The organism is Frankia sp. CcI49, from assembly GCF_001983215.1.
In the GTDB taxonomy this organism is placed as follows: Bacteria; Actinomycetota; Actinomycetes; order Frankiales; family Frankiaceae; genus Parafrankia; species Parafrankia irregularis.
The window spans coordinates 510,633-535,820 of sequence record NZ_MOWP01000004.1; the positions used below are offsets into that span (position 1 = coordinate 510,633).

At 71.8% G+C, this 25,188-nt stretch carries 36 protein-coding genes; 20 read left to right on the forward strand and 16 right to left on the reverse strand.

From position 1 onward, the window contains the following. Window positions 1–95 precede the first annotated feature (95 nt). The 8 genes from CcI49_RS03005 (at window position 96) to CcI49_RS03045 (ending at window position 9,866) form a co-directional block, all read left to right on the forward strand. Entirely contained in the window at window positions 96–1,433 is a 1,338-nt protein-coding gene (locus CcI49_RS03005; protein ID WP_076824044.1) for a hypothetical protein, read from the forward strand. Further along, window positions 1,430–3,142 carry a DEAD/DEAH box helicase gene (locus tag CcI49_RS03010; RefSeq protein ID WP_158230696.1) on the forward strand — a complete coding sequence of 571 codons (1,713 nt, stop codon included), beginning with the start codon at window positions 1,430–1,432 and terminating at the stop codon, window positions 3,140–3,142. Before CcI49_RS03005 ends, CcI49_RS03010 begins: the two co-directional genes overlap by 4 nt. Next, entirely contained in the window at window positions 3,139–5,313 is a 2,175-nt protein-coding gene (locus tag CcI49_RS03015) for a DUF3987 domain-containing protein (RefSeq protein ID WP_076824047.1), read from the forward strand. The genes CcI49_RS03010 and CcI49_RS03015 overlap by 4 nt, the downstream gene beginning before the upstream one ends. A gap of 234 nt (window positions 5,314–5,547) precedes the next feature. Next, window positions 5,548–6,729, forward strand: a complete 1,182-nt coding sequence (locus tag CcI49_RS03020) for a DUF3987 domain-containing protein (protein WP_076824049.1) — start codon at window positions 5,548–5,550, stop codon at window positions 6,727–6,729. Beyond that, window positions 6,726–7,250, forward strand: a complete 525-nt coding sequence (locus CcI49_RS03025) for a hypothetical protein (protein WP_131830983.1) — start codon at window positions 6,726–6,728, stop codon at window positions 7,248–7,250. The genes CcI49_RS03020 and CcI49_RS03025 overlap by 4 nt, the downstream gene beginning before the upstream one ends. Window positions 7,251–7,602: 352 nt before the next feature. Next, entirely contained in the window at window positions 7,603–7,956 is a 354-nt protein-coding gene (locus CcI49_RS03030) for a hypothetical protein (protein WP_076824052.1), read from the forward strand. After that, a complete protein-coding gene (locus CcI49_RS03035) occupies window positions 7,953–8,225 on the forward strand; it encodes a hypothetical protein (RefSeq protein WP_076824054.1) in 273 nt (90 codons plus the stop codon). The genes CcI49_RS03030 and CcI49_RS03035 overlap by 4 nt, the downstream gene beginning before the upstream one ends. Before the next feature lie 351 nt (window positions 8,226–8,576). Next, entirely contained in the window at window positions 8,577–9,866 is a 1,290-nt protein-coding gene (locus CcI49_RS03045; protein WP_131830984.1) for a hypothetical protein, read from the forward strand. A gap of 46 nt (window positions 9,867–9,912) precedes the next feature. Here the strand turns inward: CcI49_RS03045 and CcI49_RS03050 are convergent, their stop codons facing one another. Next, a complete protein-coding gene (locus CcI49_RS03050; RefSeq protein WP_241839865.1) occupies window positions 9,913–11,961 on the reverse strand; it encodes an NACHT domain-containing protein in 2,049 nt (682 codons plus the stop codon). Between the two features lie 205 nt (window positions 11,962–12,166). On the opposite strand from CcI49_RS03050, the gene CcI49_RS03055 reads away from it, so the two are divergent. Beyond that, complete coding sequence (locus CcI49_RS03055) at window positions 12,167–12,619, forward strand: hypothetical protein (protein WP_076824061.1); 453 nt, start codon at window positions 12,167–12,169, stop codon at window positions 12,617–12,619. Here CcI49_RS03055 and CcI49_RS03060 read toward each other — a convergent pair. The 8 genes from CcI49_RS03060 to CcI49_RS41920 form a co-directional block, all read right to left on the reverse strand. Further along, window positions 12,584–13,168, reverse strand: a complete 585-nt coding sequence (locus CcI49_RS03060; RefSeq protein WP_083749266.1) for a hypothetical protein — start codon at window positions 13,166–13,168, stop codon at window positions 12,584–12,586. The two genes, CcI49_RS03055 and CcI49_RS03060, sit on opposite strands and share 36 nt — an antisense overlap. Then, window positions 13,165–13,551 (reverse strand): RNase adapter RapZ, encoded by a 387-nt coding sequence (locus CcI49_RS03065; protein WP_054565925.1) that lies wholly within the window; start codon window positions 13,549–13,551, stop codon window positions 13,165–13,167. The genes CcI49_RS03060 and CcI49_RS03065 overlap by 4 nt, the downstream gene beginning before the upstream one ends. A gap of 27 nt (window positions 13,552–13,578) precedes the next feature. Further along, window positions 13,579–13,776 carry a hypothetical protein gene (locus CcI49_RS03070; RefSeq protein ID WP_076824063.1) on the reverse strand — a complete coding sequence of 66 codons (198 nt, stop codon included), beginning with the start codon at window positions 13,774–13,776 and terminating at the stop codon, window positions 13,579–13,581. Window positions 13,777–13,798: 22 nt separating this feature from the next. Continuing rightward, complete coding sequence (locus tag CcI49_RS03075; protein ID WP_076824065.1) at window positions 13,799–14,266, reverse strand: hypothetical protein; 468 nt, start codon at window positions 14,264–14,266, stop codon at window positions 13,799–13,801. A 10-nt stretch (window positions 14,267–14,276) separates the two neighbouring features. After that, window positions 14,277–14,942 (reverse strand): NUDIX domain-containing protein, encoded by a 666-nt coding sequence (locus tag CcI49_RS03080; protein WP_076824066.1) that lies wholly within the window; start codon window positions 14,940–14,942, stop codon window positions 14,277–14,279. Window positions 14,943–14,980: 38 nt separating this feature from the next. Further along, on the reverse strand, window positions 14,981–15,202 hold the full coding sequence (locus tag CcI49_RS03085; RefSeq protein ID WP_076824068.1) for a hypothetical protein: 222 nt from the start codon (window positions 15,200–15,202) through the stop codon (window positions 14,981–14,983). A gap of 2 nt (window positions 15,203–15,204) precedes the next feature. Next, window positions 15,205–15,366, reverse strand: coding sequence for a hypothetical protein (locus CcI49_RS41915; protein WP_158230697.1), 162 nt, complete (start codon window positions 15,364–15,366; stop codon window positions 15,205–15,207). A 66-nt stretch (window positions 15,367–15,432) separates the two neighbouring features. After that, window positions 15,433–16,071, reverse strand: a complete 639-nt coding sequence (locus CcI49_RS41920) for a hypothetical protein (protein WP_158230698.1) — start codon at window positions 16,069–16,071, stop codon at window positions 15,433–15,435. A gap of 136 nt (window positions 16,072–16,207) precedes the next feature. On the opposite strand from CcI49_RS41920, the gene CcI49_RS03100 reads away from it, so the two are divergent. Then, a complete protein-coding gene (locus CcI49_RS03100; protein WP_076824074.1) occupies window positions 16,208–16,471 on the forward strand; it encodes a hypothetical protein in 264 nt (87 codons plus the stop codon). A 38-nt stretch (window positions 16,472–16,509) separates the two neighbouring features. Here the strand turns inward: CcI49_RS03100 and CcI49_RS03105 are convergent, their stop codons facing one another. The 7 genes from CcI49_RS03105 to CcI49_RS03125 all read right to left on the reverse strand — a co-directional run bounded on the left by CcI49_RS03105 (window position 16,510) and on the right by CcI49_RS03125 (window position 19,682). Then, the gene (locus tag CcI49_RS03105; RefSeq protein ID WP_076824076.1) at window positions 16,510–16,746 is read right to left on the reverse strand and encodes a hypothetical protein; all 237 of its coding nucleotides are present in this window, start codon (window positions 16,744–16,746) and stop codon (window positions 16,510–16,512) included. Beyond that, the gene (locus CcI49_RS03110; RefSeq protein ID WP_076824077.1) at window positions 16,746–16,961 is read right to left on the reverse strand and encodes a hypothetical protein; all 216 of its coding nucleotides are present in this window, start codon (window positions 16,959–16,961) and stop codon (window positions 16,746–16,748) included. The genes CcI49_RS03105 and CcI49_RS03110 overlap by 1 nt, the downstream gene beginning before the upstream one ends. Beyond that, window positions 16,958–17,911, reverse strand: coding sequence for an ImmA/IrrE family metallo-endopeptidase (locus tag CcI49_RS03115; RefSeq protein ID WP_198955440.1), 954 nt, complete (start codon window positions 17,909–17,911; stop codon window positions 16,958–16,960). The genes CcI49_RS03110 and CcI49_RS03115 overlap by 4 nt, the downstream gene beginning before the upstream one ends. Before the next feature lie 98 nt (window positions 17,912–18,009). Further along, window positions 18,010–18,171: a hypothetical protein gene (locus tag CcI49_RS41925; RefSeq protein ID WP_158230699.1), complete on the reverse strand. Its 162-nt coding sequence runs from the start codon at window positions 18,169–18,171 to the stop codon at window positions 18,010–18,012. Window positions 18,172–18,217: 46 nt separating this feature from the next. Beyond that, entirely contained in the window at window positions 18,218–18,409 is a 192-nt protein-coding gene (locus CcI49_RS03120; protein WP_054565935.1) for a hypothetical protein, read from the reverse strand. Window positions 18,410–18,411: 2 nt separating this feature from the next. Then, on the reverse strand, window positions 18,412–18,549 hold the full coding sequence (locus CcI49_RS41930) for a hypothetical protein (protein ID WP_158230700.1): 138 nt from the start codon (window positions 18,547–18,549) through the stop codon (window positions 18,412–18,414). Further along, entirely contained in the window at window positions 18,549–19,682 is a 1,134-nt protein-coding gene (locus tag CcI49_RS03125; protein ID WP_131830985.1) for a hypothetical protein, read from the reverse strand. Before CcI49_RS03125 ends, CcI49_RS41930 begins: the two co-directional genes overlap by 1 nt. 141 nt (window positions 19,683–19,823) lie before the next feature. Between CcI49_RS03125 and CcI49_RS03130 the strand changes: the two genes are divergently transcribed. The 10 genes from CcI49_RS03130 (at window position 19,824) to CcI49_RS03170 (ending at window position 25,166) form a co-directional block, all read left to right on the forward strand. Next, window positions 19,824–22,097: a hypothetical protein gene (locus CcI49_RS03130; RefSeq protein ID WP_131830986.1), complete on the forward strand. Its 2,274-nt coding sequence runs from the start codon at window positions 19,824–19,826 to the stop codon at window positions 22,095–22,097. Window positions 22,098–22,100: 3 nt separating this feature from the next. Further along, complete coding sequence (locus CcI49_RS03135) at window positions 22,101–22,391, forward strand: YggT family protein (protein WP_083749267.1); 291 nt, start codon at window positions 22,101–22,103, stop codon at window positions 22,389–22,391. Window positions 22,392–22,412: 21 nt separating this feature from the next. Then, window positions 22,413–22,952, forward strand: coding sequence for a hypothetical protein (locus tag CcI49_RS03140; RefSeq protein ID WP_076824083.1), 540 nt, complete (start codon window positions 22,413–22,415; stop codon window positions 22,950–22,952). A gap of 40 nt (window positions 22,953–22,992) precedes the next feature. Continuing rightward, a complete protein-coding gene (locus CcI49_RS03145) occupies window positions 22,993–23,223 on the forward strand; it encodes a hypothetical protein (protein ID WP_076824085.1) in 231 nt (76 codons plus the stop codon). Next, complete coding sequence (locus CcI49_RS03150) at window positions 23,220–23,549, forward strand: hypothetical protein (protein WP_076824087.1); 330 nt, start codon at window positions 23,220–23,222, stop codon at window positions 23,547–23,549. The genes CcI49_RS03145 and CcI49_RS03150 overlap by 4 nt, the downstream gene beginning before the upstream one ends. Beyond that, complete coding sequence (locus CcI49_RS03155) at window positions 23,546–23,800, forward strand: hypothetical protein (protein ID WP_054565942.1); 255 nt, start codon at window positions 23,546–23,548, stop codon at window positions 23,798–23,800. Before CcI49_RS03150 ends, CcI49_RS03155 begins: the two co-directional genes overlap by 4 nt. Continuing rightward, window positions 23,785–23,961, forward strand: coding sequence for a hypothetical protein (locus tag CcI49_RS41935; RefSeq protein WP_158230701.1), 177 nt, complete (start codon window positions 23,785–23,787; stop codon window positions 23,959–23,961). Before CcI49_RS03155 ends, CcI49_RS41935 begins: the two co-directional genes overlap by 16 nt. Before the next feature lies 1 nt (window position 23,962). Beyond that, window positions 23,963–24,166, forward strand: coding sequence for a hypothetical protein (locus CcI49_RS03160; protein WP_076824089.1), 204 nt, complete (start codon window positions 23,963–23,965; stop codon window positions 24,164–24,166). Between the two features lie 75 nt (window positions 24,167–24,241). Further along, the gene (locus CcI49_RS03165) at window positions 24,242–24,793 is read left to right on the forward strand and encodes a hypothetical protein (protein WP_131830987.1); all 552 of its coding nucleotides are present in this window, start codon (window positions 24,242–24,244) and stop codon (window positions 24,791–24,793) included. Between the two features lie 37 nt (window positions 24,794–24,830). Then, window positions 24,831–25,166 carry a hypothetical protein gene (locus CcI49_RS03170; RefSeq protein WP_076824093.1) on the forward strand — a complete coding sequence of 112 codons (336 nt, stop codon included), beginning with the start codon at window positions 24,831–24,833 and terminating at the stop codon, window positions 25,164–25,166. The last annotated feature ends 22 nt before the right edge of the window (window positions 25,167–25,188 follow it).

Sequence of the window (25,188 nt, forward strand, 5' to 3'; positions counted from 1 at the left end):
GTGTCGGAAGAAGGTGGACCGACAGGCAAAAGGCCCCCGACCGCAGATCGGGGGCCCTGCTGGACCGCTCGCGCTTGGGGCAACGAGAGGTACCGATGACGACGACCATGCTACCGGCGCCCGAGCCGGAGGACGCCGACGCGGCCCGGCAGCGCGGCGTGGAAGACCGTGGCCAGCGGCCGTCTGCACCTGCCGCCGGCACCGCAGGTGGCGCGCCCCTGAGGGTCCTATCCCTTGGCGCTGGGGTGCAGAGCACGACGCTCGCGCTCCTCGCGGCCGAGGGTGTGCTCCCCAAGCCTGACGTGGCGATCTTCGCCGATACAGGCTGGGAGCCGGAGGCCGTCTACCTCCACCTGGCGCGCCTGGAGAAAGTCATGGCAAGCGCTGGCATTCCCCTCCTCCGGGTATCCCACGGAAACCTGCGCGATGACGTCCTCGATCCGCACGTGTTCGCCACTCTGCCGGCCTACACCAGCACCAAGGTCATTTCGGCAGTGCCAGTACAGAGCAGCGCCGTCCCATGCGAGGGGTGCACTGGCACTGGCTGGGCGGATGGCGTGGAGCGCTACGACGACGGGTTTGGCTTCCGTATCACCGGTGCGCAGTGGCATGCCGACCTGAAGGAGCAGTACGGACACCTGGGGGCGCTGGTTCTGGACGACCTTCCGGAGCCGCCGGCCGGTCTCTGCCTGACCTGCAAGGGGCAGGGGCACCGCTACACAGAATTCCGGACCGGGTCGCGAATCAAGAAGGGCCGCGGGCCTCGGCAGTGCACCCCGAAGTACAAGGTCGAGCCGATCGACCGCAAGGTGCGCGAGCTGCTGGGAGCGCGGGTACGTGAGGTCCCCTGCAAGTACTGCTCGGGCAGCGGCGTACGGCTTGCTCCCTGGGACCCCAATGCCGGCCCCGGGCCGTGCAGCGTCTGCCGCGGGCGTGGCGAGCGCCGGCTTGTCGGGAGTGCCCCCGAAAGGGCATCCGCGATCCAGTGGATCGGCTTCTCGACCGACGAGATCCATCGCGTGAACAACGGCCGGTTCCCGCGGTACGTCACTCCCGAGTACCCCCTGCTCGACCTCGGGATGAGCCGCGAGGACTGCCAAGCGTGGCTTGGCGAGCGCGGGTGGGGGGAGACCCCGAAATCGGCCTGCATCGGATGCCCCTTCCACGGCAACCGGATGTGGCGGCAGATGCGTGACCACGACCCCGAGTCGTGGAAGGACGCCGTCGCCTTCGACGGCGAGGCACGCACCGGCCGCGGACTGGACGGCCAGCGATTCCTGCACGCCTCTCGCGTTCCGCTTGAACTCGCCCCCATCGACCCACCGCTGTTGACGGTTGAGGCGGCGAGCCTGGCCGGCGGCGCTCAGGACTTGGAGGACGGCGACCCAGACGGATGCTCGCCCTACGGATGCCGCAGCGGGAGCGCGGCGTGAGTGCCCACCTGGCCCTGCGGCCGTACCAGCGCGAGGCCATCGAGGCCTCTCATCGGGAATGGAAGAAGAACATCCTTCGGCCCGCCATCATCATCCCGACGGGTGGGGGCAAAACTGTGGTTGTCGCCCATCTCATTGCCGAGATCTGCGCCCTCGGCGGGCGGGTGCTCTTTCTCGCGCACCGCGAGGAACTCATTGATCAGGGTGCGGAGAAGATCCGCGCGATAGCTACCGGGCTGCGCGTGGGCATCGAGATGGCCAACCGTAAGGCCACCCTCGCCGATGACGTGGTGGTGGCCTCGGTGCCCACCCTGGCCTCCGCCCGTCGGAGGGAGAAGTGGCCGCGTGACCATTTCACCGTGGTGATCGTCGATGAATGCCATCACGCGCTCAGCCAGAGCTACGTCACCGTACTGGAGCACTTCGGCTGCTACACCTCCACGCGCGCCCTGGGTGTCACCGCCACGCTGGCCCGCGGGGACGGCGAGGGCCTCGGTGGGGTCTGGCAGACGGTGGCCTACGAGCGCTCCGTGCTGGAGATGATCTGCGAGGGGTACCTGGTCAACCCGCGCGGCCGGCGCGTGCAGGTGGACATCGACTTCTCCGCGGTCCGTACCAAGGGCGGGGACTACGTGGCCTCCGACCTGGGCGAGGCCCTCGCCGAGGCCGGCTTCGAGCAGCAGATCGTCGAGGCCTACCAGCGGCACGGAGGCGGGCGCCCGGGGCTGGTGTTCACTCCCACAGTGGCCACCGCGCAGTCGGTAGCGGAGGCCCTGCGCGCGGCCGGGGTGAAGGCGCAGGCCGTCTGGGGCGAGATGGACCGCGACGCGCGGGCCAATGCGATCGAGGGTCTGCGCAACGGTGAGCTGGACATCCTCACCAACTGTGCGGTGCTCACCGAGGGCACGGATATCCCGCGCGCCAAGGTCGCCATCATGGCCCGGCCGACAAAGTCCGGCGTGCTCTACCGGCAGATGGTAGGCCGGGTACTGAGGCCATACCCGGGCGAGAATGATGCGCTCATTCTCGACATTGTTGGGAGTACCACGGATCACCGTTTGTGCACCCTGCTCGACCTCGCGGACGGTGAGATCAAGGAGAAGGTCAAGAAAAAGCCCGAGGAAGACGAGCAGCAGGAGCTTTTCGACGGCGAGGACCTGGTCGGGGCCGTGGAGCGCATCAGCAAGGCCAAGGTGCGCAGGGTCTCCGCCGAGGAGGTCAACCTGTTCGCCTCCACCTCGAGGGTCACCTGGCTCCAGACCAAGACCGGCGTCTGGTTCATCCCCGCCGGCGACGGCCAGGTGTTCGTGCGGGAGTCGTCGTTCAAGCCGGGCACCTGGGCGATCGGGGGGATGCCGCGCACGGGTGACCCCGTGCCGTTCGGTAGCGCACCCGACCTCACCCTGGCCATGGCTCTGGGCGAGGAGCACGCCGCCCGCGTCGAGCGCAAGGCCGGCTCCCGGTTCGCCCGCAAGGGCACCAGGTGGCGGGACCGCGAGCCCGGCACCGAACAGCTCCAGGCGGCGGAGCGGTGGGGCGTCCACCCGCCCCCGGGTGCCTCGGCCGGCGAGGTCAGCGACCTGATCTCGATCGCCATCGCCACCGCGCGCATCGACGGCCACTTCGCTCGGCAGGCCGCACGGCCCCTGCGCCTGCCCACCCGCCCCGGACAGCAGGCACCGCGCGTGCCGGTGAGGACGGCAGGATGAGGGCCCTGGGCGCGGACGGCGCCAGCGAGTCCGGCGCGGCGGGAAGCCGCAGGTCAGGGCAGCAACGCGGCGGCGGCGAGCGGGACGCCCAGGTGCACCTGCACCCCGCGGCCGTCGCCGCGGGCGCGGACGGGCCGGAGATCGACCCCGGGCTGCTGCGCGCGGAGCGGGAGTGCCTGGGCCTGGCTCTGCGGGATCCCGAGGCGCTGACCGTGGTGCTCGGAACGCTGGAGTCCAGCGACTACCTGCGCCCGGCCCACCAGATGATCCACGCGGCACTCATGGAGATGCACCCCGAGCGGCCTGTGGACGAGGGGTCGGTGGTCACCTACCTGTCCGAGCGCACGATGCCGATGGGCTCGGGCAAGCCCATCCCCCTGCTGAGCCGGGTGGGCGGGGCGGTCTACCTCCACGACCTCGTCTGGAACACCAGCGCCACGTCCGCGCAGGCCGGGTACTACGTGCGCCAGGTGGCCGACGCCGCCACCCGCCGGGCCGTCGCCGAGCAGGCCGACGCCCTGCGCCAGTTGGCCGCCTCCAGCACCGTGGAACCCGAGCTGCTGGAGGGGATGCTCGACAAGATCCGCGAGCGGCTTCGCTGGCGGCCGGGCGTGGGCTGGGCCGAGCCCCGGCCGCTGAACCGCGCGATGCCGCCGCTGCCGGTGGACTCGCTGCCCGGGGTGGTGCGCCGGTTCGTGCACGCGGTGGCCGCCACCACCCAGACCCCGCCCGACCTGGCCACCTTCGCCGCGCTGGCCACCCTGTCCGGGGCAACGAGGGGGGGCTGGGAGGTGCGGGTCACCGGGAAGTGGACCGAGCAGACCTGCCTGTACCTGGCGGCGTTGAGCGACTCCGGAAGCCGCAAGTCCGCGGTGGTCAAGGCCGCCGCCGGCCCGCTGTCCGAGCTGGAGTGGAGCGCGCAGGACGTCGCGGCCCTGGCCCGGGAGCGCGCCGAGCGGGAGCTGACGACGAAGCGACTGGCCGCGGCGATGGACCGCGCCGCCCGCGAAGGCGACGAGGAGGCCAGGAGGGAGGTCGACGAGCTCTCCGAGCGCCTCGCGCTGGAGGGGGAGCCGACCGAGTTCCAGATCCTGGCCGACGACACCACCGCCGAGGGCCTGGCCATCCTCATGCGCGACCAGGGCGGACCGCAGGCGATCATTGTGGACGAGGGCGGGTTCCTGGGCACCTTGGCCGGTCGCTACGCCTCCAGCGGCCAGGCCAACGTCGACTTGGTGCTGCGCGCCTACGACGGCGCGTCCGTGAAGATCAACCGGGCCAGCAAGCCCGCCATCCGCATCCGCCGGCCGATCCTGTCCATCGGGATGGTGGTCCAGCCTGACGTGATCAACGAGGCGCTGAAGGTCCGGGCGTTCGTGCAGCGAGGGCTGATGGCTCGGTTCCTTTACGCCCTGCCGGCCACCACCGTGGGCACCCGTGGTCTGGAAGCCCCGGAGATGGACCCCGCCGTGGAGGCCGAGTGGGCCGGCGTGATCGGCAAGATCGTCGCAGCCAGCCGGGACCTGACCGGCCGCGATGAGGTGTGCGGCATCCACCTCGACCACGCCGCGCGAGTCGCGTTCGACTCCTGGCGTGGCCCCAGCGGTCACGAGGGCCGGCTGCACCCCGAGCTGGGGGACCTGGTGGACATCGGCTCCTGGGCGTCCAAGCTGCCCGGCGCGCTGGTACGGATCGCCGCGCTGTTCGCGCTCGCGGAGCGCCCCGGCGACGCCCACCCGATGGTCACCGGCCCGGAGATGCAGGCCGCCCTCGACCTCGCCCCGTACCTGGTGGAGCACGCCCGAGAAGTGCTGGTGGGAGGCCAGTCCGAGCGGGGGGAACGCCTGCGCGCGGTGCTCGGCTGGCTTTCAAACTTTTCTCGAGGCGAGGACCAGCTGCCAAAGTCAGAAAACCGCCCCACAAATGCCTCAGAAGCGGACATTGAGGGTGAAGCGGTCACGTTCAACCTCCAGGATGTGTACCGCGCGCTGGACGGCCGGGCGTGGGTGACCAAGATCGCCGACATCGAGGATGTTGTCGAGCACCTGGCCGATCTCGGCTACGTGCGGCGCCTGCCCGCCCCGACCGAGCGGCGCCGCGGTCGGCCGCCGTCGCCGCGCTACCAGGTACATCCCCGCGTCGTGGCCGTCGCCCGCCGCGGACGGCGGTAGTTGATCATGCCGTTTCTGAATGACTTTTTCCACCGGCTCTCGCGGTCAAGGTGCGGGGGGAGGCGCGATCGAGCGGGTTTACCAAGATCATTTAAGTCAAGAGCTAACTATCAACTAGTTGCGAGGAACGGTGAAAAAAGGCGTTCAGAACCTCGTGATCATGGATTTACCTCGAATTAGCCGCCGGAGCAGGTCCGAGAAATCAAACGAGAACCCGCCGAGAGGGAGACGACCATGACCCAGACCACCAACGCCCAGGTCAGCGCCACTGCTGCTCCCCTGGCCGCCGCGCTGCCCGGTGGCGCCGGCCGCATCGCCACCACCGTCGCCGCCAGCGCCCAGCTCCCCACCGCGCTGACCGCGCTGGCCGCGCTCAGCATGCTGTCCGCCGCCACCCGCGGGCGCTGGCGCGTCCGGCTGGCGCCGGACTGGACCGAGTCGCTCGCGCTCTACACCGCCGGGCTGGCCGGGCCCGGCCGCGGCAAGTCCTACGCCCTGTGGCCCCTGGCCGCCCCGATCTTCGAGAAGGACTGGGAGCTGGAGCAGGCGCGGCTCAGGGCACTCCCGCGCGACCGGGACATCACCGCCCGCCTGGAGGCCGCCATCGAGACCGGAACCCACGGCGCCCACGGCGAGCGTGGCCCGGCCCTGACCGAGCCCATCGACCCGGTGCGGCTGTGGTTCGCGGACGTCACGCCTGACTACCTGCCGGCCTTCCTGGCACGCCACGGCGGCACCAGCGCGCACTTCGGCGACGGCGAGCTGCTGCGCGCCGTCGCCGAAACCGACGACAGCGCCGGGCGGACCACCCTGGTGAAGGCCTACGACGGAGACCGGCTGCGCGTCGACCGCCTCGGCCAGCCGAGCGACGAGTTCGGTAGCGCCGAACTTGTCACCGCGGACCTGGACGAACCGTTCCTGGCGGTCGCGGTCCTGGCCCAGCCGGACCTCCTCGGCGAGGCGCAGCGCAACCCGACGCTGCGGCCCCTGCTGGCCCGGTTCCTGTTCGCGGTGGCGCCACCGATCGTCGGTACCCGCAGCCTGGACGCCCCGGAGGTACCCAGCGATGTGACCGCGCAGTGGGACCGGACAGTGCGGGCCCTGCTCGGCACCGCCCTTGCTGCCGAGACGGTGACCGAGCTGGAGCTGACGCCGGAGGCGGGCGAGGTGTTCACCGCGTTCCGGGCCGGCTGGGAGCCCCGGCTTCACCCGGAGACCGGCGACCTCGCCGTGATCGCGCCATGGGCGAGCAAGTACCCCGGAACGGTCGCACGGATCGCCGCGCTGCTGGCGCTGGCCGACGACCCGGCCACCGCCCAGGTGGGCGTGGAGCACATGACGGCTGCCGTGAAGCTCGCCAAGACCCACGTGGCCGGGGCCCGTGCGGTGCTGGCCGGAGCGGCGGTGGCGGCGTGAGCCCGGCCGTGAAGGGGACCGCGGCCCCTCGGCCACGCAAGCCCCGCCGCACCCCGGTGGTCCAGTGGCGGCGCAAGCGCACGCTGGAGGGGGGCGACTTCGAGGTCCACAGCGTGATGCCCCCGCTGGAGGCGGTGGGGTTTGTGGCGGTGGCCTCCCGGCTGTCGCGGGGGCCCTACGACGTGTCCGCCTGGCGCCCGCCGCACCTGCTGATCGTCGCCGCCCGGCTGACCGGGGTGAGTCTGGACGGCACGGTGGCGACCAACCCGAGCTTCTCGGCCAAGGAGCAGAACACCCTGTGGGAGCTGTCGCTGCGGTCCACCCCCGGGTTCCAGGTGGTGCCGCTGATCGCGACAGCCCGGCATGCGGCGGCCCCGGGTAGGGGCTGCGAGTGCTCAGGGCTGCCGAGCGACCCGGTGCGGTTCATGGCGCTGACGGGACCGTCGGCCGGGCCGGGCCGGGCGCCCAACTGGCGAGCCTGGAGCCCAGAGGACCTGTTGGAGCTGGAGCGGGCCGCGTAGGCAAAGTGAAGCCTCTAAGAAGGCCGTAGTCCGTAGGCTATTGCCGGGGGTAGACCTACCTGGCGGGGCGGTGCGTTCGTGGCCCTACGGGGACGCTGGGGGCCGCGATGGGGGTTTGGGGGGCGAGGGGGTCGGAGTGGGTGGGAGCAAATCTTTCTCCCAACCACGCCACCCGCCCCCACCTCCTTGTCGCACCCCATCACCGCACTGCGTCGGCGGCGTCGTGCGGCGCGGCCGGGAGAAAGATCCGTCAGACTTTCCGACCTTGATCGACAGTCCGCGGCACTGTAGCGCGAAGGTAGGCTCGTATGCTGTAGTCCACTCGGGTCAAGCCGATCTTCGGAGGTGTGACGTGGCCGACACCAAGCGCGTTTCCCGTGCGGGCCGCCCGTCCTTGCCTCGCGGCAAGGATGCCCTCGACCGGGCGGTCGCCCTGGCCGACGAGATCGATGCGGCCGGCGGCCTGGAGAGCCTGGCTCAGGACGACCCGCGGCGCCTGCGGTTCGCCCGCGCGGTGATGCGGGTGGCGGGTCTGGAGACCCTGCCGATGAGCAACCGGAAGGTCTGGACGTCCATCGAGCACGTCACCCGCTACGAGAAGGCCGCCCTGGCCGTCTTCGGCGAGGTGCTGCGCCGGCGCCGGCTGGCCGCGGCGGTCGAGCAGGTGCAGGCGGCCCTGGCCGAGGACGGAGGACAGGCGGCATGACGGCCCAGCTCGGTGACCGATCCCTGGCGAAGGGTGACCGGGTGCGCCTGGTCACGGAGACGGCCCCGCTCGCCGTCCGGTACGGCACGGCGACGGTGGAGGAGCGAGACCAGCTCGGTGGCCGGATGTGGTGGTGCAAGGTCGAGCTGGACACCGGTGGTGGGCCGGACGGAAGCGAGTCGCTGGGGAAGTGGATCCTCGAGCGTCAGCTCGCGCTCGTCCGGCGGGCGGGGGAGCGGGTGGTCGTGAGCCGGCGTGGTCAGGCGTGAGGGCGCCGTGTCCGCTTCTTCCTCCTTGCTGCCGCTTGTGAGGTTGGTCCGGGGTCGCGTGAGGCGCCCGCGGGTCCGAGGTGTCTCGGGCTTCGCGGGCGCTGTCGTGTGCGGGGGCGCGCGTGATCTCCCCGCGCGCCGCGTGACCGTGTGGGCCAGCGTGGGGGTCGCGAGCTGGGCGGGCGTGTGGACGTGCCGCGCGGGGCGTGTGCTCGAGGTGCGTGTGAGGCCGTCGGACGATGGCCGCGCGTGCGTGTGGCGTGTGGACCGTGGGGTTCCCGGGCGGGAGGTGCTGATGGGGTGGCGTGACGTCGACGCGCTGGCGCACCCGATGGCCGGCGGGGCGTGACCGTGGCGGTGTCGAAGGCGCTGGCCGCGTGGACCGAGCTGAACGACCGCCAGCAGGGAACGCTCGCGATCATCTTCGGTCTCGACCAGGCCGCCGAGGAGGCACACCGCGCGGCCGGCGCCAGCGGTGAGTTCGACAAGCGGCCCGCCTCGGTCTGGCGGGCGATCGACTTCGCGCAGGAGCCGTCGGGGCTGGGCCTGACGCGGATGCAGGAGCGRCTGGACTTCCGGGGCTGGCACAGCCAGGGCAACGGGGCGACGGTGGCCGCGCTGGTCGACCGGGGACTGATCACGCGCGGGCAGCGGGTGACGGCGTTCGGCTGGATGATCACGGTCACCCTCACCCGGGCGGGCCGGGCCGCCGCACGCGCCGGCACCTCGACGATGCCGACCCGGACACCGAAGCCAGCGCTGTCCGAGCGGTCGTGGGAGGCGCTGGCCCTGTTGTGGATGGCCAACCAGCGCGGCGGCCTGCTGCGCTGGGGGCGCTCCGCGACCATCGACCGGCGCCTGATCGAGGCGCACGTCCCGCCGCTGGCGGAGCGGAGCACCGGCGCGCTCGGCTACCGGATCACCGAGCGGGGCCGGGAGTTCTTCCGGGAGCACTACGCCGTGCACGTCGCCACCTACCCGGACGTCCGCGCCCCGCACCCGGACGGCGAGGCCGCGGAGCCCTGGCCGGCGGCGGCTGACGCGATCCTGCTGCGGCACCGGGCGTACTACCGGGCCCTGTGTGCGCAGTGGCAGGCGGCCCGTGACGCCCAGCAGGCTGCGGAGGCCGAGGCCACGGTGACCGCGCCCGATCTTCCGGAGGTCCTGCCCGCCTCGGTGCGGGCGCAGTCCGCCGAGCGTCACGAGCTGTGGTGCGAGACGGCCCGTCGCCGAGCCGAGCTCGCGGGGGCGCACGTCACCGATCTGGCCCGCCGGGCCGAGGTGGCGGCCCGGGCCTACGCCGTCGCGACGCTGGCCGCGTTCCGCGCGGCGACCGCGGGCACCAACCCGCTCGCCGTGCTCGAGCCGCCCGGTGAGACCGACAGCTGGGACGGGCGGCCCCTGGCGCCGCCGCCCGAGACCGGTATCCACGCGATCGACGCCGCGGCGAAGAAGCTGCATACGGCGGCCGTGGGCACCCCGCTGCGTCGCCGCGGTCCCGCTCCGAAGCGTCGCGCCCGTCACGCTTCAGCCGATGCCGGCCCGCCGCCCGGTGACGCGCTCGACACCCTGGCCGAGTTCCTGCGCGGGTACGTCGAGGGTGGGGCACTGACCCGCCGGATGTATCCCGCCGGCGGCTGACGCCGGACTTCCGCCCGCGGCCGTCAGGACCAGGGATGTGCCGATCTCACGGCGGCCCAGCGAGGTAGCGCTGGAGGCTGGCGTGGCGGAACTCCCAGACCGCGCCGGCCTGGCGCAGGACGCCGCGGGCGTGGGCGTCTTCGAGGAAGGCGATGAGCTGGAGGGGCTGCTGCCGGCTGGCGGCGAGCCAGGGGCGGGCCAGGACGAGGTGCCCCCACGCTGTGCGGAGTCCGAACGCGATTCCGACCGCGATCCCGAACACGGGTCCGGCCGTGAGCCCGAACACGAGTCCGTACCTGATCCCGTACGTGAGCCCGGACGCGAGCCCGACCGTGAGCCCGAGCGCGAGTGCGCCCGCGATCCCGTACGTGAGCGCGCTCGTGAGTGCGCTTGTTCGGTCTTGGGCCAATGTGGTGGTGGGCGCTGCCGCAAGCTGTGTATCTGTAGGGCTGTCTAACCCGAGCCCGAAGGTGATTCCGAGCGTGAACCCGACCGCAAGCCCGACCGCAAGCCCGTACCTGACCCCGGCCGCGATCCCGCCCGTGAGCCCAACCGCGAGCCCGAGCGCGAAGCCGAGCGCGAACCCGACTGCGAACCCGCCCGCGAGATTGGTGGGTCGGGGACGCCGCAGGGCCACTCGACGGGGGGAGAGGGATCTGAGCCCGAACGTGAGTCCGAGCGCGGTCCCAAGCGCGATCCCGGCCGCGAACCCGTACATGAACCCAACCGCGAGCCCGACCGCGAGCGCGATTGCGAGAACAGGCAATGCGCGTGGCGTGGCGAGGGGGATCTCCCACCAGGCGAGGCTGGTGGTGTTGAGCCGGTGTTCGAGGTGGTGGGCGAGAAATGCGAGGTAGCGGGTGGCCTGCTCTGCGTTCCGGCGGGCGGGCTGGTCGCGGTGGGGCCGGTAGGCAGCCGGGATGAATTGGGCGAGCAGGTGCTGTTCCACGGCTTCGGCGGTGGGCAGGGCAGTCAGGTCAGTGGAGCTGGGTAGGCCGATGCTGGATTCGCGGGGGCGTGGATTGTAGATCGTGTTGGCGAGGTTGGCGGTCAGCGGCGTGGTCAGGGCCTGGGCGACGGGCGCGGTCGGATCGTTCAATGCGGCGAGCACCTGAGCCCACCGGCCGGGACCGTCATTGCCGGCCCCTGCGAGTAGGTAGCCCCTGACCGCCTCCGGGCCGAGGTGCTTGAGCTGGATGCCGGCTGCGCCATCAAGGTGGATCGGTCGCAGGCCTGGGTCTGGGTGGACGGCCTCGCGAAACTCGTCGGCACGGCAACTCAGGACGAGCCCGACGTTGCCGCGTAGGCCCTCGTTGATGGCGGCCAGCGCCTGGTCCCTGCCTCCGGCGCGGATCTCGTCTAGTCCATCCAGTACGGGCAAGATTAGCCCGGCATCGAGGAGCGCTCCGGCGCGCTTGCGCCCGGTGGCGGCGTCGACGGCGGTCAGGTGGGGGTACTCGCGCAGGATCTGGCCTTCCAGCCAGGCGTAGAGGCTCTGACTGTCGGGGTTCCAGGAGGCGAGCGGGACCAAGAGCGGCACCGGCTGTCCGGGCTGACGGCGACCGAGCAGGTCCAGCACAAGCCGCAGCAGCAGCACCGTCTTGCCGGCCCCGGGCTCGCCGAGCACGACTAGCCTGCCGCACGGGCTGAGGTCGTAGGCCGCGAGGAGCGCGCCATGGCCCGCGAGGTCGTCCGGTCCGCCGCCCGGGGTGGCGGACGCTGGACCGCTTCGTCCGGTCGCCGCCTGCTGGAGCAGCTCAGGCCAGGTGTGAACGAGGTCTGCGTCGGCAGCCTGCCAGAAGACCTCCAGCGGCGGCCGGCCGACGCCACGGCGGGTGGCTTCGATGTCCCACTGGTCGCGGACCAGGTCGGCGAGACGGTCGGCGACCTTCTCGATGTCGAGGTCGCCGGCGCGGGTGGCCGCGCGGTCGAGGAGGATCGGGAGCACCGCGAGCAGGACCCCGGCCGAGACCAACACGGCCGCCCAGCCGCCCTGCCCGCCGAGCCAGGCCACCGCGCCAGCAAGCACGGCTGCGCCGCCGGCCATCGGCCAGATCGGGCGCGGCGTCCTGCGGCGCCCCCCGTTGACGCTCATAGCGAGCAATCATGCACATTGGGCGCATTGGCTATGAAGCGGGTCCGCAGGTAGGTGCTGGAGACACAGGGTTGATCGCCGACAGGCGACATCCTGCGGCGCGGGACCGCAGAAACTACACAGCTGTGACTTCCCGGTCGCGGTGACAGGGCGTAGTCCCTACGATCTAGGAGATACCGCCGCCTCCCCCGGAGGGTGACCTGCCATGCCGAAGACCGTCGCCCCGCCTCGGAGCACCCTTCGGCGCGTGGACCGGATGCGGGCCCAGCTTCGCCGCGCGCAGCTGGTTCGAGACGCCCTGGAGGACGCGCGGGACTGCGCCGCGTTCGACCGCTACGTGTACGCGCTGCTGTTCGCCCCGCTCGAGGATCTGTCGGCGCCGCAGCGGCGCCAGCGTGCCGAGATCGAGCGGGTGACGCTGTCCGAACCGGAGGCCGAGGCGGCGCTCGAGCGGCAGCGTGCTGCCGGAGGGACAGCGGCCCCGGCGTGGCCTTCGCGGGTGGTGCTCGCGCACCTGGCGGCCTGGCTGCGGGAGATGGCGCTGGAGGTGGCGGTTCCCGAGCCGGCGCCATCGCGCCGGCCGCCTACCTCCCGGAGGGTGGATCGAAGTGCTGGTCGGCGTTCACTCGCTGCGGCGCCGATCGCTCGCACGCCCTGAGAGGCTCCAGCGCACCACCTCGGCGGTGAAGGCGAGGGTGAAGCCGCTCTCGGCGACCGCGAGCACGGTGAGTGCGCCGATCGGAGCGAGGGTCCAGTAGGCCGCCAGGGCGGCGACACTGGCGGCCGAGAAGGCGATCAGGTCGACGGCAACGTGGCCAATCTTGCCGAGCCAGCGCTCGATGCCGGTCCGGCGCGTGGACTCCCACCCAAAGGCGGTGGCCCCGTCGGGCAGGCGCTGGCCGATGCGCGCGCCGAGGTCCCGGCGCAGGTACTCCCGAATCTGCACGATCTTCTTGTCGTTGGCGAGGTAGGTCCAGCCGAGGACGGCTGCCACGGCGGGCAGCGCCAGCATGATGTGTACGGGTCCGCCGCCGCCGAGCACGCCTGCGACGATGGCGGCGTAGGCGGCCAGCGTGGCGTAGAGCAGGTTGTCCCGGGTGCCGATGCGGGCGAGCTGCTCGGCCTTGAGGGCCTGGTACTCGGCGAGCATCAGCTCGACGTCGAGGTCGGCGGCCTCCCGGTGGCCTCTGCTGGCGACGCTCGTCACCGATCCACCTCGCGCACCGCCCGCTCGACGACGGCCTTGCCGAGGTCGCGGTGGAACAGGTCCACTTCGCCGCCAGCGGCGCGCAGTCCGTCGGCGATCATTTCGCCGGCAACCGGTCCACGGTGCCGGCCGCCGGCGCAGAAGCTGGTGATCGTCACCTCGTCCTCGTCCAGCGCGAGCGCGCGGGCGACGGTCTCGTCGACGAGGTCGGTCACGCCCGGTGTGCCGCGGACGGCGTCCTGCACCTCCTGGTCATGCGCGGTCAGGTACCGCAGGTTCGCGGCGGCGTGCGGGTCTCGGTAGGGGCGCAGGTCGACCTCGATATCGGTCTCGCCGGGGTCGCCGTGCAGGTAGCCGCCGGAGGTGATCTGGTAGCGGGTCATGGGGTGCTCCTTCGCGCGGTGGCGGGTTCAGGCCTCGTCGACGGAGGCGAACGCGGAGATGACGACGTTCGCCAGGTCGCAGCCCTGGGCGCGGGCGATGACGATGGGGTCGAACCCGGGGTGTTGGCGGGTGATCAACCACTCGACCTCGCGGACGAGGCCGCGCTCGGCCTGGACGCCGGCGTAGGTGGTGCCGTCCTTGCTGGTCTTCGGAGGGACGAGCATCGGGCTCTCCTTCTGGGGCGGACTACTGGTGGTCGAGCGGGAGGACGGACAGCTCTGCGTTCTCCCAGGCGTATTCGCTGGCCGGGTCGCGCCACGGGCGGATCACCGAGACCTCGCGACCGGGGGAGTCCTCGTAGGGCTGGCCCGGGTACTCGTGGGACTCGGGATCGGCGTCCCAGTCCTCGCGACTGAGCCAGGGGGACTCGCCGCGGCGGACGTACCAGCCGACGGCGCGTGCCGCATGGTCGGGATCGCGCAGGGAAAGGGGCTCGGTGCTGGTCTCCCAGACCAGGTCACCGACCCGCGGGGTACTCATCCGCTCCCGCAGGCGCTGGATGTATCCGGCCTCGGGGTTGCCGAAGGACGCGGTGGTGCGCACCAGCCTTCCCGCGGCGATGAGCCGCTGCGCTTCGGTCATCTCCGCGGCCGGGGTCGGCTCCTGGCCGACGTTCCAGTTGTTCGGCTCGGGCGTGGGTCGGTGCTCGATCATCGGTCCTCCGTCAGGTGTTGGCCGCGAGCGCCAGCAGCGGCTCGTGGGCGAGGTAGAGCTGCTCGCCGGCGGCGGTCAGCGCGGCGTGCAGGGCGTCCAGATCGACATACGGCCACCAGCGGGCGTCGGTTGCGTCGTCCTCGCCGGTCACCTCGGCGGGCTCGGCCAGCTCGAACCGGCCGAGCGTGGACGAGATCCAGGCCCAGTCGGTGTTGCGCGGGTCGTCGACTACGCCGGACCACAGCACCTCGACCGGCACGCCAGTGAGGTTGAGCCCGGTCTCCTCGGTCAGTTCACGCCGCATGGCCTGCTCGGCGTGCTCGCTGGCATCGGTCATCCCGCCTGGGATGGCCCACTGGCCGGCGTCGCCCCGGCGGATGAGCAGCACCTGGCGGTCCGCGCCAGCTCCGGCGGTGACCAGCGCGTCGGCGGCGGCGTTCTCGCCCCACGCGCCCAGGTCGCGGCCGATGCGCCTGGTGGGGCCGGCGGGGTTGTCCGGGCGGCCGTCCACGACCTCGAAGGGGACAACAGCGCGTGCCTGGCGGGCGGGCCAGTCAGTGATCTCGCGCGGGTCGAGCTGGGTGTCGCGCACCCAGCCCTCGCGGACGCTGGCCGCGATGCCTTCGGCGCGCAGCTCGGGCGGGGTGATGTCGGCGGTAATGCGGGTGTCGGCCACGGCGCCTCTTCTCGTGGAGTCCTGAACGGCGGTGCGTCTCAGAACGGCGGCTCGTCGGCGTAGCCATCAGCCGGCGGCGTGTACTTGATCAGAGACACCGGCGGGTCGGGGTACGGGTCGCAGGCCGGGGTGCCGCCGCAGACGCAGTCCCGGTCATGGCCCGGGTCAACCGGGCCGGTCGGCTGGAGCGCCGCCTCGTAGTCGGCGGCCGGATGTCCGATCAGGTAGTCGAACAGGAACTCGGCGCTGCTCCTGGTCACGATCAGGCCTCCTGCGGCACGTGGACGTAGGCGGCAGTCCCGCCGTCGTGGTGGGTGTCGTCGTGCGCTCCGGCCAGGTCGAGACCGGCGAACAGGTCGGTGGCCTCGACCTCAAGGTCGGGGCAGATCTGGCAGCGGACGGCGAGGACCTGGGTGGTGTCCATCGGACCTCCTGGGTGCGGAAGCGGGGTGCCCCGCCCGGCCACCACGGCCGGGCGGGGCGAGGTGGATCAGGCGGTCTTGCGGGCGGCGATCAGCTCGGCGACGTAGCCGCCCTTGTCGGCCTCGGCCTCCATCGCGGCGATGGCACGGTGGTCGCGGGCCGTCCAGGCGGCCTGGTAGGCGGCGATGATCTCGGCCCGCTCGTCGCGCTGGCCGTTGTCGACGATCTCGACGTCGGCGTTCCAGCCGCCGTCGGTACGGACCGGGATGGCTCGGATGGCCAGGATGTTGTTGCCGGCGAGTTCCGCCTTGGCCGCGGCGATCACGCGGCCGACGTAGTAGCCCTTCTTGGCGTTGTTGCGAACCCGGGCGGGCCGGTCCATCGCCTCCGAGGGGTTGAACCACCCGGCGGTGCGGCCGTTGGCGTCCAGCAGGCGCCACACCTTGCGGGTCCCGCCGAAGCGGGCCTCCTTGAACTCCAGCCGGGCCGGGACCAGGTTGCCGTCCAGGCCGAACAGGGCCGGGAAGTCCCAGACCCCGCCGCGCTCGATGATCGCGGCCTCCAGGCGCCGCTCGTCGGCGCTGAGGCCGGCCGCGCGCTGGGTGAGCATGCCGTCCGCGCCGCACCGCTGGCGGGACTCGGCGGCACGGGCCTGGAGCTTGTCGGCCTCGGCGCGGAGCTGGGCGGCGGTGGTGTTGGTGCGCATCTGGGTCTCCTCCCGTGCCCCCCGCGGGGGCATGACTCAATACTACAACGCTGCGTTGGCGTTTTAGGTCGGATCGCGAGATCTATGTGACCCAGATCACCAATCCAGCGTTGGGGATTTCTGAAACGATCGGGTGATGACCGAGAACTCCGACCCGCTGCTGACGGTGGCGGAGGTGGCCGCGCTGCTGGAGATCAGCCCGGCCACCTGGCGCAGCTACGTCTCCCGCGCGGCCTCCACCGGCGTCCCGCCCCCGGATGACCCGGACCTGGACCGCCCGCCGTCGCGGCGCTCCCCGCGGTGGCGGCGCTCCACGATCGAGACCTGGGCGGCCACCCGGCGCCCGCCGGGCCGTCCCCGCAAGGTTCCCGAGGCTGATCCGGCGGCCGAGGCCGACTGACCCGCGCCTCGTCCGCACGTCGGTGTGAGACACGAGCGTCAGGCGGCGGGGCTGTAGGGGAGGATCCCGTCGGCCGGGCCGAGCAGGACAGCGGCCAGGGCTCCGACGAGCGCGGTCAGCTCGTTCAGGCTCCCCTCGACCACCAGGGCGGTGGCGCCCGGGTCGCCGATCACCACGGCGTGGTCGGCGATGACGTTGTCACCGAGTTCCGCGCCGGGGCCGAGTAGCTCAACCTCCGCCCCGGCAGCCTCGATGTGTTCGTAGCGGTCGCTCATCAGCCCTCGACTTCCTGGGTGAGGTCGGCGTCGACCCAGCGGTGCCCGCGGCCGGACAGCGGTTCGATCAGGAGCTGGGTGCGTCCGTAGCTGACACGGGCGTCGCGCACGGTTACCCCGACGAGCACCTTGCCGGTGGTGATGGAGGTGGCCGGGGCGAGCCACAGCAGCTCAGCCCTGGTGCGGGCGAGCTCGCGGGCCTCGTCGAGCGTCACGCCGCTTCCTCCGCCCGTTCGGCGCCGCGCCGGGGCCGCTCGACCCCGAGCTCGGCGAGGATCCGCTCGGCGGTGTCGGCCACCCGCTGGGCGGAGGCCTTGACCGCCTCGGGCTGCTCCGCGGACCAGGCCGTGACGTACGGCACCGAGTAGGCCAGCGTGTCCAGCCCGCAGAGGTCCGCGACGATGCAGGCCACGGACTCGGCCTCGACCTCCCGGACGTGGCCGGGCATGTCCGCGGTGTGGCCGAGCAGGGCGTGCGCCAGCTCGTGGCACAGGGTCTTCGCGGCCTGCGCCGGGTCGACGCCCTCGCGGATCCGCACGACCCGTGTCTCGTGGTTGACGTGGCCGTAGGCCCGGCCGTCACCGCCTGCGGATCCCCGCTCGATCGCGTACCCGGCGGCGGCCACCTGCCTGGACAGGCCATCCCAGAGCCCAGCGGGGGCGTCCCCGCGCAGCTCGACCGGCAGCTCAGGATCRACTCGCGCGGGCGGCTCGACGAGCTGGGAGACGTCCACGACGGGTACGAGGATGAAGCCGCGCTGGACGAGCGTGGCCGTCTTCGGGTCCGCGCCGGGCTCGCTCGCGGTTCCTTCGGCCGGGGTGTCCTGCTGCTGGAGCTGGACCCGGCTGCTGGTGGGCTTCCAGATCCGGATCTGCGTCTCGCCCTTGCGCATGCGGCACCCGGCGTCGTTCCAGGCCTTCAGCGGACGGACGTCCGTGGCCTCCGGGCACTGCATCAGGATCATGATCTGGTTGCCCACGGAGTAGTTCAGCCACCGGCGGGAGACGAGGAACTGGCGCCAGCCGGCCTCGGTGGTCAGCCGCTCGACTCCGGCGGCGAGCTGGGCGCGGGCGGTCTCGATCCGCTCGGCGCGCTGCTCCGGGGTGAGGGCGTAGCGGCTCTTGCTGGACGAGCGGCTGGTGCGCTTGCGGGTGTCCGTTGACACGTGCGCTCCTTGGTGCGGCGAGAGGGTGAAACGAGAGAGGGAGAGAGGGCCCGGGGCATGGCTGTGCATGGGTGCCGGCTGGCACCGGGCCCCGGTGGCTAGCGGGCGGTCTTGTCGGGGGTGTCGTCTCCGGGTTGCGCGTCGTCGTTCTGGCACTCGATCACGAAGCGGGCCATGCTCCCGGCCTCGATGTACTGGGCACCGAAGCAGGCGCCCGCCCCGATCAGGGTGAACAGGACGGCGCTGAGGACGCTGGCCATGGTCAGAACTCCTTGCGGTTGCTGTGGTGGGTGGCGGTGAGCGAGGTCAGCGGGGGCCCAGCTTGCGCGGCGGGACGAACCCGCGGGGGTGGCGGTGCTGCGGCAGTCCCCGGCGGCGCGCTCCGGCCCGGCGCGGCGGGCGGGTGCACCACTCCGCGACGTCGGCTTGCGCGTCGGGGTCGACGGAGGCGCTCAGGGCGAGGCGGGCCAGGCGGCTCGGGTCAGCGGCGGTGGTCATGGTCAGCTCTCCGATCCGGAGTCGGGGTGGCGGCGCTTGCGAAGCAAGCGCATGAGGGCGTCGAGTGCGCCGATGCTGTCCAGCACCGGCAGGAAAAGCAGGGCGGCCACGAGCGGGCCGAGCGCGAGTAGCCAGGCCATCACGCACCCGCCCCGGCCAGCCGGTACCGGACGGCCTTGCCGCGCGAGCCCTTGCCGTCAGCGACCATGCGACCATCGGTCACAAGGCCGTCCAGCTCGCGGCGCACGCGCTCGATGTCAGCCGCGCTCGCGTCCTTGCCGATCCAGGCGGCGGCGACTTCGGGGGCGGTGAGGCCTTCGGGCTGGCCGCTCGCGACTACGTCCACCACGTCCCGCGGGTCAAGCGCGAGCTTGACGTCGGCCTCCTTGACCGTGATGCCGCGACCGAGCAGCCACAGCCGGGCGTCGAAGGCATCGCGGCTGCCGACCCGCTCGAAGGCCAGGCGCAGCGCGTCAACGCCGGTCATGGTGCGCAGCAGGGTGACCTCGCGGACCCGGGCAATGGCCTCGTCCACGTCGGTGATGCCCTCGCGCTGGGCCAGCTTCCAGGCGGCCCAGGTCTCGCGGGTGGCCACCGACGGCAGCCACCGCTTGCCGAAGTCTCCGATCTTGACGCCCTGGAACCGCAGGCCCTCGTCGATCCGCTTCCACCGGCGCGCGAACGCGAGCGTGATCTCCAGCAGTGCCGGGCCGGTCAGGCTCATGACCGGGAAGAACCACTCGTCCCACTCGGCGGTCGTGCTGGTGCCGAAGCCGTAGTTGATCCCGGCGCTGATCAGCGCGATGGACCAGGAGACCAGGTGGAAGGCCCCGCCGTGCTCGCCGCGCAGGGCGGCGATGGTGACCATGGTTATGCCGACGATGGCGGTGCCATCCAGGGCGAGCAGCGGCAGCCACACCAGCCAGGTGTCCAGGTCCAGGCCGTGGATCGGCTCGCCGGCCCACTTGATCAGGTGGGCGCCGGACAGGGCGGTCGGGGCGATGATCACGGCGGCAAGCGCGACGACCGCTACGCGCCACAGCTTCTCGGTGGCGGTCAGCTTCGCCTTCGGCTCGCCCTTCTTCTCGCTTGGGGCCTCGGCGCGCTCGGGCTTCGGCGCCTTCCTCGTCTTCCACTCGCCCCCCCGCGGTGGCACGGAGGCCACGTCCGGGTCCTGTAGGCCGTAGTCCATCGTGTCGCCCTCCGGATCTCCGGCGGGCGGTGTGTCGTACGTCTCAGTCGGGGGCGGAACGGTCCCGTTCCTGCTGCTCACAGCACTCTCCTTGGCGTGTGGGGCCGTCCCGCTCGGCTGGGTGACGGCGACTTTCACATCACCATCTTACAGGATCTGTAGTCAATGTGTAGGCTGTAGTCATGTTCGAAACCGGCACCGGCCACGAGGAGGGCGGCTTCCATGGCATCGGTTAAGCAGCGCCCGACCAAGCGGAAGCCCCTCTCGACGTACGACCTCAGCGACCCGCGTTTCTGGATCGTCGGGGGGTGGCGTCTTGGCCTCGGGTCAGCTCGCGTAAGCGTCGTTGGGCGCGACCGCTGGCGGACCTGGGGCGACATCGCAACACCCGTGGCCGGTGCCGGCTCTCTCTACCTGCTGTCCGCTCTGGGTGCGGACCCGCTCGGCCCGCTGGGGCCGACGCTGCTGGAGTCCGACCTGTTCGACCTGACCGACCCCTACCGTCTGACCGCCGCCGCCCTCGGCGGCACTGCCGCCCTGCTGCACCAGCGTTCCGACACCGCACGCGGCCATCGAGAGCGGCGCGCCGTGCTCAGGGCCTTCGCTGAGCTGAACGCGGGCGAGGGCCCGACGCTGCTGCACCCGTCCGGCCGCCCGGTGCAGGTGAAGCTGCCTGAGCCGACCCTGGCCGGTGCCCGATTCGTGATGAAGATTCCCGACGGCGTCACCGAGGCAGAGCTGCTCCAGGCCGCCCAGCGCCTGGCCCCGATGCTCAAAGGCCGTGTGTCGATGCGCCCCACGGTCGCCCCGGCCTCCGGCCGCAAGGTCCTGGCCGCCCTGGCCAGCGGTGCCGCGACCAAGACGGTCACCGTGGCTCGCAGGGCCCGGACCGTCGAGGCAACTGAGCCGAAGCCGGCGCGCAACCCCCTTGAGGAATTCCTCGCCTGCTCGCACGTCGAGGTCAACATCCGCCGGCGCGAGACGCTGAACACGACCGTGCCCTGGGAGGGCCTGGAGGAGATCCGCCGCGCGGGCGCGAACTACAAGGGCCGCTACGTGCAGGATCCGTGGCACATCGGTCGTGACGAGGACGGTAAGTCCGTCTACGACACGATCTTCGCCCGCAACAAGTTGTCCGGAGGCGAGGCCGGAAGCGGAAAGTCCACCGGTGAGCACGTCGACATCTGCGCGGTGAGTCAGGACCCCCGCGCTCGGAACTTCTTCATCGATCCGTCCGGTGGTGCGGAGTTCGGCTTCTGGGAGCCGCTGGCCGCCCCGATCAAGGGTCGCTGCGGTGTGGCCTACACGGTGGAGGATGCGTACGCGCTCCTGCGTGACCTGCACGCCGAGGGGGTGGCCGCGCTCCAGCGGATGGCCGACACCGCGAACGAGCGCGAGGCCGCCGGACTGCCGCGGACCAACGTCGCCCGTGGCGAAACGACCACGTGGATCTGGATAGACGAGCTGCTGGCGCTGACCCGCCATCCGGACAAGAAGCTGGCGGACGCTGTCTCCTTCCTGCTGTTCGACATCATCGGGCGGCTCCGCAAGGTCGGCTACCACGTCGTCTGTTCGACACTGAAGCCGACTGGCGATGTCATCCCGACCTTCGTGCGGGACTTGATCACCATCAAGCAGGTGTTCCGCTGCACGACGGCGGACGCCTCGACGGCCGTGCTGGGCGACAAGATCTGGGCGCTGCTCGGCTACGGCGGCCACAAGATCGAAATGAAGTCCCCCAAGGGCATCAACTACCTGCTCGGCACCGAGGGCTACCCGTTGCGGATGCGGTCCGCGTTCGTGGACAACGAGGTCCGCGAGGGTCAGGAGATCAGCGAGCGGCACGAGGTGCTCAACGCGGCGCTGCGCCTGCGCGGCTTGCCGGAGGTGCCTCCGCTGGTCATGAACGTGGATCCGGAGCGCGCCGCGCTGCTGGACCCATCCCGTCCGCCGGCCCGGGAGTCCGTCATCCTCACGCCCCCGGCTTCGGACGGCGTGGACATCACCCCGGTGCCCGCGCAGCGGGTCTCGACCGCGAAGGTGGCCGCTCCGACCCCAGCTCCCGCTCCTGTCGAGGTGGAGCCCGAGCCCTCCCCCAACGTCGCCGAGACCGAGGAGGTCGACAGTCTCGCCGAGGTGCTGCGGGTGGCTGCGGAGATGGCCGTGGAGGCCGGGCACCTCACGCCTCGGATGCTCCAGGTCCGGCTCGGGTTGGACTTCGACGCCTGCGCCTGGGTGCTGGGCCAGCTGACCGGCCGCAAGGTCATCGGGTCCGCCTCCGGTGACTCCGGGGCACGCAAGGCCCTGGCTTCGGCCGCGGACCTGGACCGCCTGCTCGCTGACAAGGACGAGGACAACCCCCCGCCTCCCGCCGACCCGACCGAGACCGCCCGCGCCGGCTACGCGCAGCGCCAGCACCGCCGCCGTCCCGACAAGCGCACCCGCAGCGCCGCCCGCCAGACCGCGGGCGCCGGCTCCAGCTCAAAGGAGGGCTGATCCATGGAGATCGCCGCGATCGCCGCCGAGGCGATCCTGACCATCTACTTCTTCCTGCTGGTCATCCGCTGGGGCGTGGACCTGCTGACCCGGGTGGGCTTGCTCCGCGAACCGAGCCGGGGCGTGGCGCTGGCCCTGGAGGGCCTGCGCACCACCACCGATCCGCTGCTGCTCCCGATCGGCAAGCGCGTGCCGCCGTTGCGGTTCGGGTCGGTCGCCTTCGATCTCTCGTTCCCGCTGCTGCTGATCCTGCTTCCCATCGTCAACGCCTTCATCACCGCGCTCGCCGGCTGAGACCCGGCAGGGAGGAGAGCCATGGCCAAGCACGTGCAGTGCACCCGCAAGGGCTGCGGAAAGGAGTTCAAGGTCGGCCTGGTCGGCAGCGTCGTCGGCCACCGCAAGCTGTGCAAGACCTGCCGGGTCGACCTGGTGGACCCGGGCGTCCGGATCAAGGGCGGTGTCGGTGAGATGCGATTCGCGCCCTGGCACAGGCCGGACCGCCGCCATGTCAGCAACGCCATGCTGGGAGAGCGCCCGCAGGGCGCCGCCGAGCGCAAGCGCGCCGCCGTGATGCACGGCCTGGCCAACAACCCGAATTTCCAGGTGCGGCCGGACGACTTCGGTAAGCCGCACATGACCGTCCACCTCGACGAGACCTCGGGCACCGCCGAGGTCAACTTCGATCCCGACTTCGGGTTCCTGGACGCCCACCGCGGCCGTGTGGGCCGCACGCATTTCGCCGCCACCCGCGGCCTCGCCCCCGCTCCCGAGGTCCTCGAGACCGAGGAGCCGAGCTTCTACGACTTCGACGGCGGCGTCGTCGCCGGCGAGGTCGTCAACTCCACCTACCTCTGACGCCCATACCCGCCGAACGCCACCCAGAAGGGAGGCCGCCATGCCCCACCCATACCGCTGGCCCGGCACCGTCCTGGTGCACGACCAGCAGGTCCCGCTCCCCGGGCTGGGGGAGCAGAGCGACCCCTATTGGACGCTGGAGAGCGTCCAGGCCGACAACGCAGACGAGCACGAGGCGGGCCGCCACGGCCCCAACTGCCCCGGCACCTGCGCCGAGCGCACCTACGCCCGCTGGTCGGGCCTGCTGAACACAGAGCTGGTGGCGGCATGAGATGGGGCAGGCGCACACCCGCCCCGGTCAACTCGACCGAGCTGGTTCCCACCGAGGCGCCGGCCCTGGTGACCTGGCAGAAGACGTGCGCTCTGGAGAGCACTGACCGCCGCTACCTGGCCGGTGAGGCGTTGCTGCACGCGGAGTTCGCCGCGCAGGCCACCGACAGCGCCGGCTTCGGGGCCCTGAACGACTTCCCCACGGAGGAGGTGGCCTCCTACGCCGACGTCGCCCTCGCCCACAGCGCCACCTCGCAGGCCTACTCCGCCATGCTGGCCGCCCTGAGGCCCGGTGATCTTCCGCTCGACGACGAGGACGACCAGTGATCGCGGACGGCGTGGCCTCGGCGCTGGCCAATGGCAGCCTGTCCGCGGACCCGGCCAGGGCGGGCTTGGCTGGCTATGCGCTGCTTCGCCTCTCCCTCGTCGCGCACCGACTGCGCGACGGAGGAGACCTTCTGACTCCATACGACGCCACCCGGGCCAGCGTGCCGGATCGAGACGACCGTCCCAGCCTGACCTCCGGCCGCTTGGAGCTGGCCGCCAACACCGCCGAACCGGCATGGCCGACCTTCTGAACCCCTTCAGTGACCTGCCTGTGCCGGTGTCCACGCCGCGCCCGGCCGGGAGGGCCGCACTCCGAGTGATCTTCCGGATCGAGGCGCCCGTCCGGTCCGACACGGCACTGGGCGAGGTCCGCCCGATCTCGGCGCCGGGCGCCACCGAGACGGAGGACTGACATGCGCGAGATCACCGCCGACGACATCTACGAGCACCTGATGAGCAGCGTGTCCGACGAGCAGTTGCGGGACCAGGAGACCGACGAGGTTCTCGGCATCTTTGACCTCCGTCCCGACGACACGATCCACGTCAACGAGCCGGACGTGCACCCGGCGCGAACCCTCGGCAAGTTCCGCGTGCACGTCGAGCGCGTCGAGGACTGACCCCAGGTCGCCTGCCAGGCACCCCGATCCCATGCACGCCAACCACAAACCGCAGGCGACCCAAGGAGAATGATCATGACCCCTGGCACCGCGACCAGACCGACGATCGACGACGTCCTCAACCATGCGCACGAGGCGTTCGGCGAGGCGGACCTCGTCTCGGCCGACACCGGCGAGGCGGTCGGGAGCATGCGCCTCGACCCCGAGGCCGGGCTGCTGAGCGTCCACGACCCGGACGGCTGCCCTGGCCGGCCACGGGCCTACTTCCGCGTGACCGTGGAGGAGATTCCCCTCGTCGAGGGACCGCAGGTCCTCGACGAGGACGGCGATCCGCCGCACGGGCAGGCGGACACCGAGCCGGGTGCCGAGGTCTCCCGCTACGGCCGGACCGGACTGGTGCTCGGGTCGGGCTGGCGCTACCAGCTGGAGCGTGGCGACGCCGAACTGATCGAGATCGCGCCCGCTCCCGCGTCGATGTCCGACGCCGAGCACAGCGCGCTCTGGTTCGCCGTCGCATGGGGCGCCCCCGCCGGCAGCGACCCGGACGGGCTGGACGACACCTACGAGCGTGCCTGGATGCCGGCCGCGGGCACGGTCGCGACGCGGACCTGGTTCCCGGCCACCTAGTCAACCGGTCGCATGGCGGCCACAGGAAGGGACGGACATGGACATCGAGACGAACGAGATCAACGACCCCGACGCCTTCTGGGGTGCGCTGAACCTGACCGAAGGTCTGCGCGGCGTCCGGGAATTCGGGCCGAACGAGGCCGGCGCCCGTGCGCACATCGAGAGCACGCCCGACGCCCGGTCGGCACTGCTGAGCCAGGGCCCGGACGATACGCACTGGACCCAGTCCGACCAGTTCGCCGGCGGCGAGTGGATCGGCCCGGTCTCCCCGCTGGAGTCGGACGCGGTGCGTGACCTGCGTGCGGCGGCGGCGAAGCCGAGGCGGACCACCAAGTCGCGCACCTCGCGTCGCACCCCGGCGGCCACGCGGTGAACCGGATCCGGGTGGCCGTCTC

What these genes read in the sequence shown, in the direction of transcription:
- CcI49_RS03005 (WP_076824044.1), top strand. Translation starts at nt 96, where the DNA reads ATGACGACGACCATGCTACCGGCGCCCGAGCCGGAGGACGCCGACGCG.
- CcI49_RS03015 (WP_076824047.1), top strand. Translation starts at nt 3,139, where the DNA reads ATGAGGGCCCTGGGCGCGGACGGCGCCAGCGAGTCCGGCGCGGCGGGA.
- CcI49_RS03020 (WP_076824049.1), top strand. Translation starts at nt 5,548, where the DNA reads ATGACCCAGACCACCAACGCCCAGGTCAGCGCCACTGCTGCTCCCCTG.
- CcI49_RS03035 (WP_076824054.1), top strand. Translation starts at nt 7,953, where the DNA reads ATGACGGCCCAGCTCGGTGACCGATCCCTGGCGAAGGGTGACCGGGTG.
- CcI49_RS03050 (WP_241839865.1), bottom strand. Translation starts at nt 11,961, where the DNA reads ATGAGCGTCAACGGGGGGCGCCGCAGGACGCCGCGCCCGATCTGGCCG.
- CcI49_RS03055 (WP_076824061.1), top strand. Translation starts at nt 12,167, where the DNA reads ATGCCGAAGACCGTCGCCCCGCCTCGGAGCACCCTTCGGCGCGTGGAC.
- CcI49_RS03065 (WP_054565925.1), bottom strand. Translation starts at nt 13,551, where the DNA reads ATGACCCGCTACCAGATCACCTCCGGCGGCTACCTGCACGGCGACCCC.
- CcI49_RS03070 (WP_076824063.1), bottom strand. Translation starts at nt 13,776, where the DNA reads ATGCTCGTCCCTCCGAAGACCAGCAAGGACGGCACCACCTACGCCGGC.
- CcI49_RS03075 (WP_076824065.1), bottom strand. Translation starts at nt 14,266, where the DNA reads ATGATCGAGCACCGACCCACGCCCGAGCCGAACAACTGGAACGTCGGC.
- CcI49_RS41915 (WP_158230697.1), bottom strand. Translation starts at nt 15,366, where the DNA reads ATGGACACCACCCAGGTCCTCGCCGTCCGCTGCCAGATCTGCCCCGAC.
- CcI49_RS41920 (WP_158230698.1), bottom strand. Translation starts at nt 16,071, where the DNA reads ATGCGCACCAACACCACCGCCGCCCAGCTCCGCGCCGAGGCCGACAAG.
- CcI49_RS03100 (WP_076824074.1), top strand. Translation starts at nt 16,208, where the DNA reads ATGACCGAGAACTCCGACCCGCTGCTGACGGTGGCGGAGGTGGCCGCG.
- CcI49_RS03105 (WP_076824076.1), bottom strand. Translation starts at nt 16,746, where the DNA reads ATGAGCGACCGCTACGAACACATCGAGGCTGCCGGGGCGGAGGTTGAG.
- CcI49_RS41925 (WP_158230699.1), bottom strand. Translation starts at nt 18,171, where the DNA reads ATGGCCAGCGTCCTCAGCGCCGTCCTGTTCACCCTGATCGGGGCGGGC.
- CcI49_RS03120 (WP_054565935.1), bottom strand. Translation starts at nt 18,409, where the DNA reads ATGACCACCGCCGCTGACCCGAGCCGCCTGGCCCGCCTCGCCCTGAGC.
- CcI49_RS41930 (WP_158230700.1), bottom strand. Translation starts at nt 18,549, where the DNA reads ATGGCCTGGCTACTCGCGCTCGGCCCGCTCGTGGCCGCCCTGCTTTTC.
- CcI49_RS03130 (WP_131830986.1), top strand. Translation starts at nt 19,824, where the DNA reads ATGGCATCGGTTAAGCAGCGCCCGACCAAGCGGAAGCCCCTCTCGACG.
- CcI49_RS03135 (WP_083749267.1), top strand. Translation starts at nt 22,101, where the DNA reads ATGGAGATCGCCGCGATCGCCGCCGAGGCGATCCTGACCATCTACTTC.
- CcI49_RS03140 (WP_076824083.1), top strand. Translation starts at nt 22,413, where the DNA reads ATGGCCAAGCACGTGCAGTGCACCCGCAAGGGCTGCGGAAAGGAGTTC.
- CcI49_RS03145 (WP_076824085.1), top strand. Translation starts at nt 22,993, where the DNA reads ATGCCCCACCCATACCGCTGGCCCGGCACCGTCCTGGTGCACGACCAG.
- CcI49_RS03150 (WP_076824087.1), top strand. Translation starts at nt 23,220, where the DNA reads ATGAGATGGGGCAGGCGCACACCCGCCCCGGTCAACTCGACCGAGCTG.
- CcI49_RS41935 (WP_158230701.1), top strand. Translation starts at nt 23,785, where the DNA reads ATGGCCGACCTTCTGAACCCCTTCAGTGACCTGCCTGTGCCGGTGTCC.
- CcI49_RS03160 (WP_076824089.1), top strand. Translation starts at nt 23,963, where the DNA reads ATGCGCGAGATCACCGCCGACGACATCTACGAGCACCTGATGAGCAGC.
- CcI49_RS03165 (WP_131830987.1), top strand. Translation starts at nt 24,242, where the DNA reads ATGACCCCTGGCACCGCGACCAGACCGACGATCGACGACGTCCTCAAC.
- CcI49_RS03170 (WP_076824093.1), top strand. Translation starts at nt 24,831, where the DNA reads ATGGACATCGAGACGAACGAGATCAACGACCCCGACGCCTTCTGGGGT.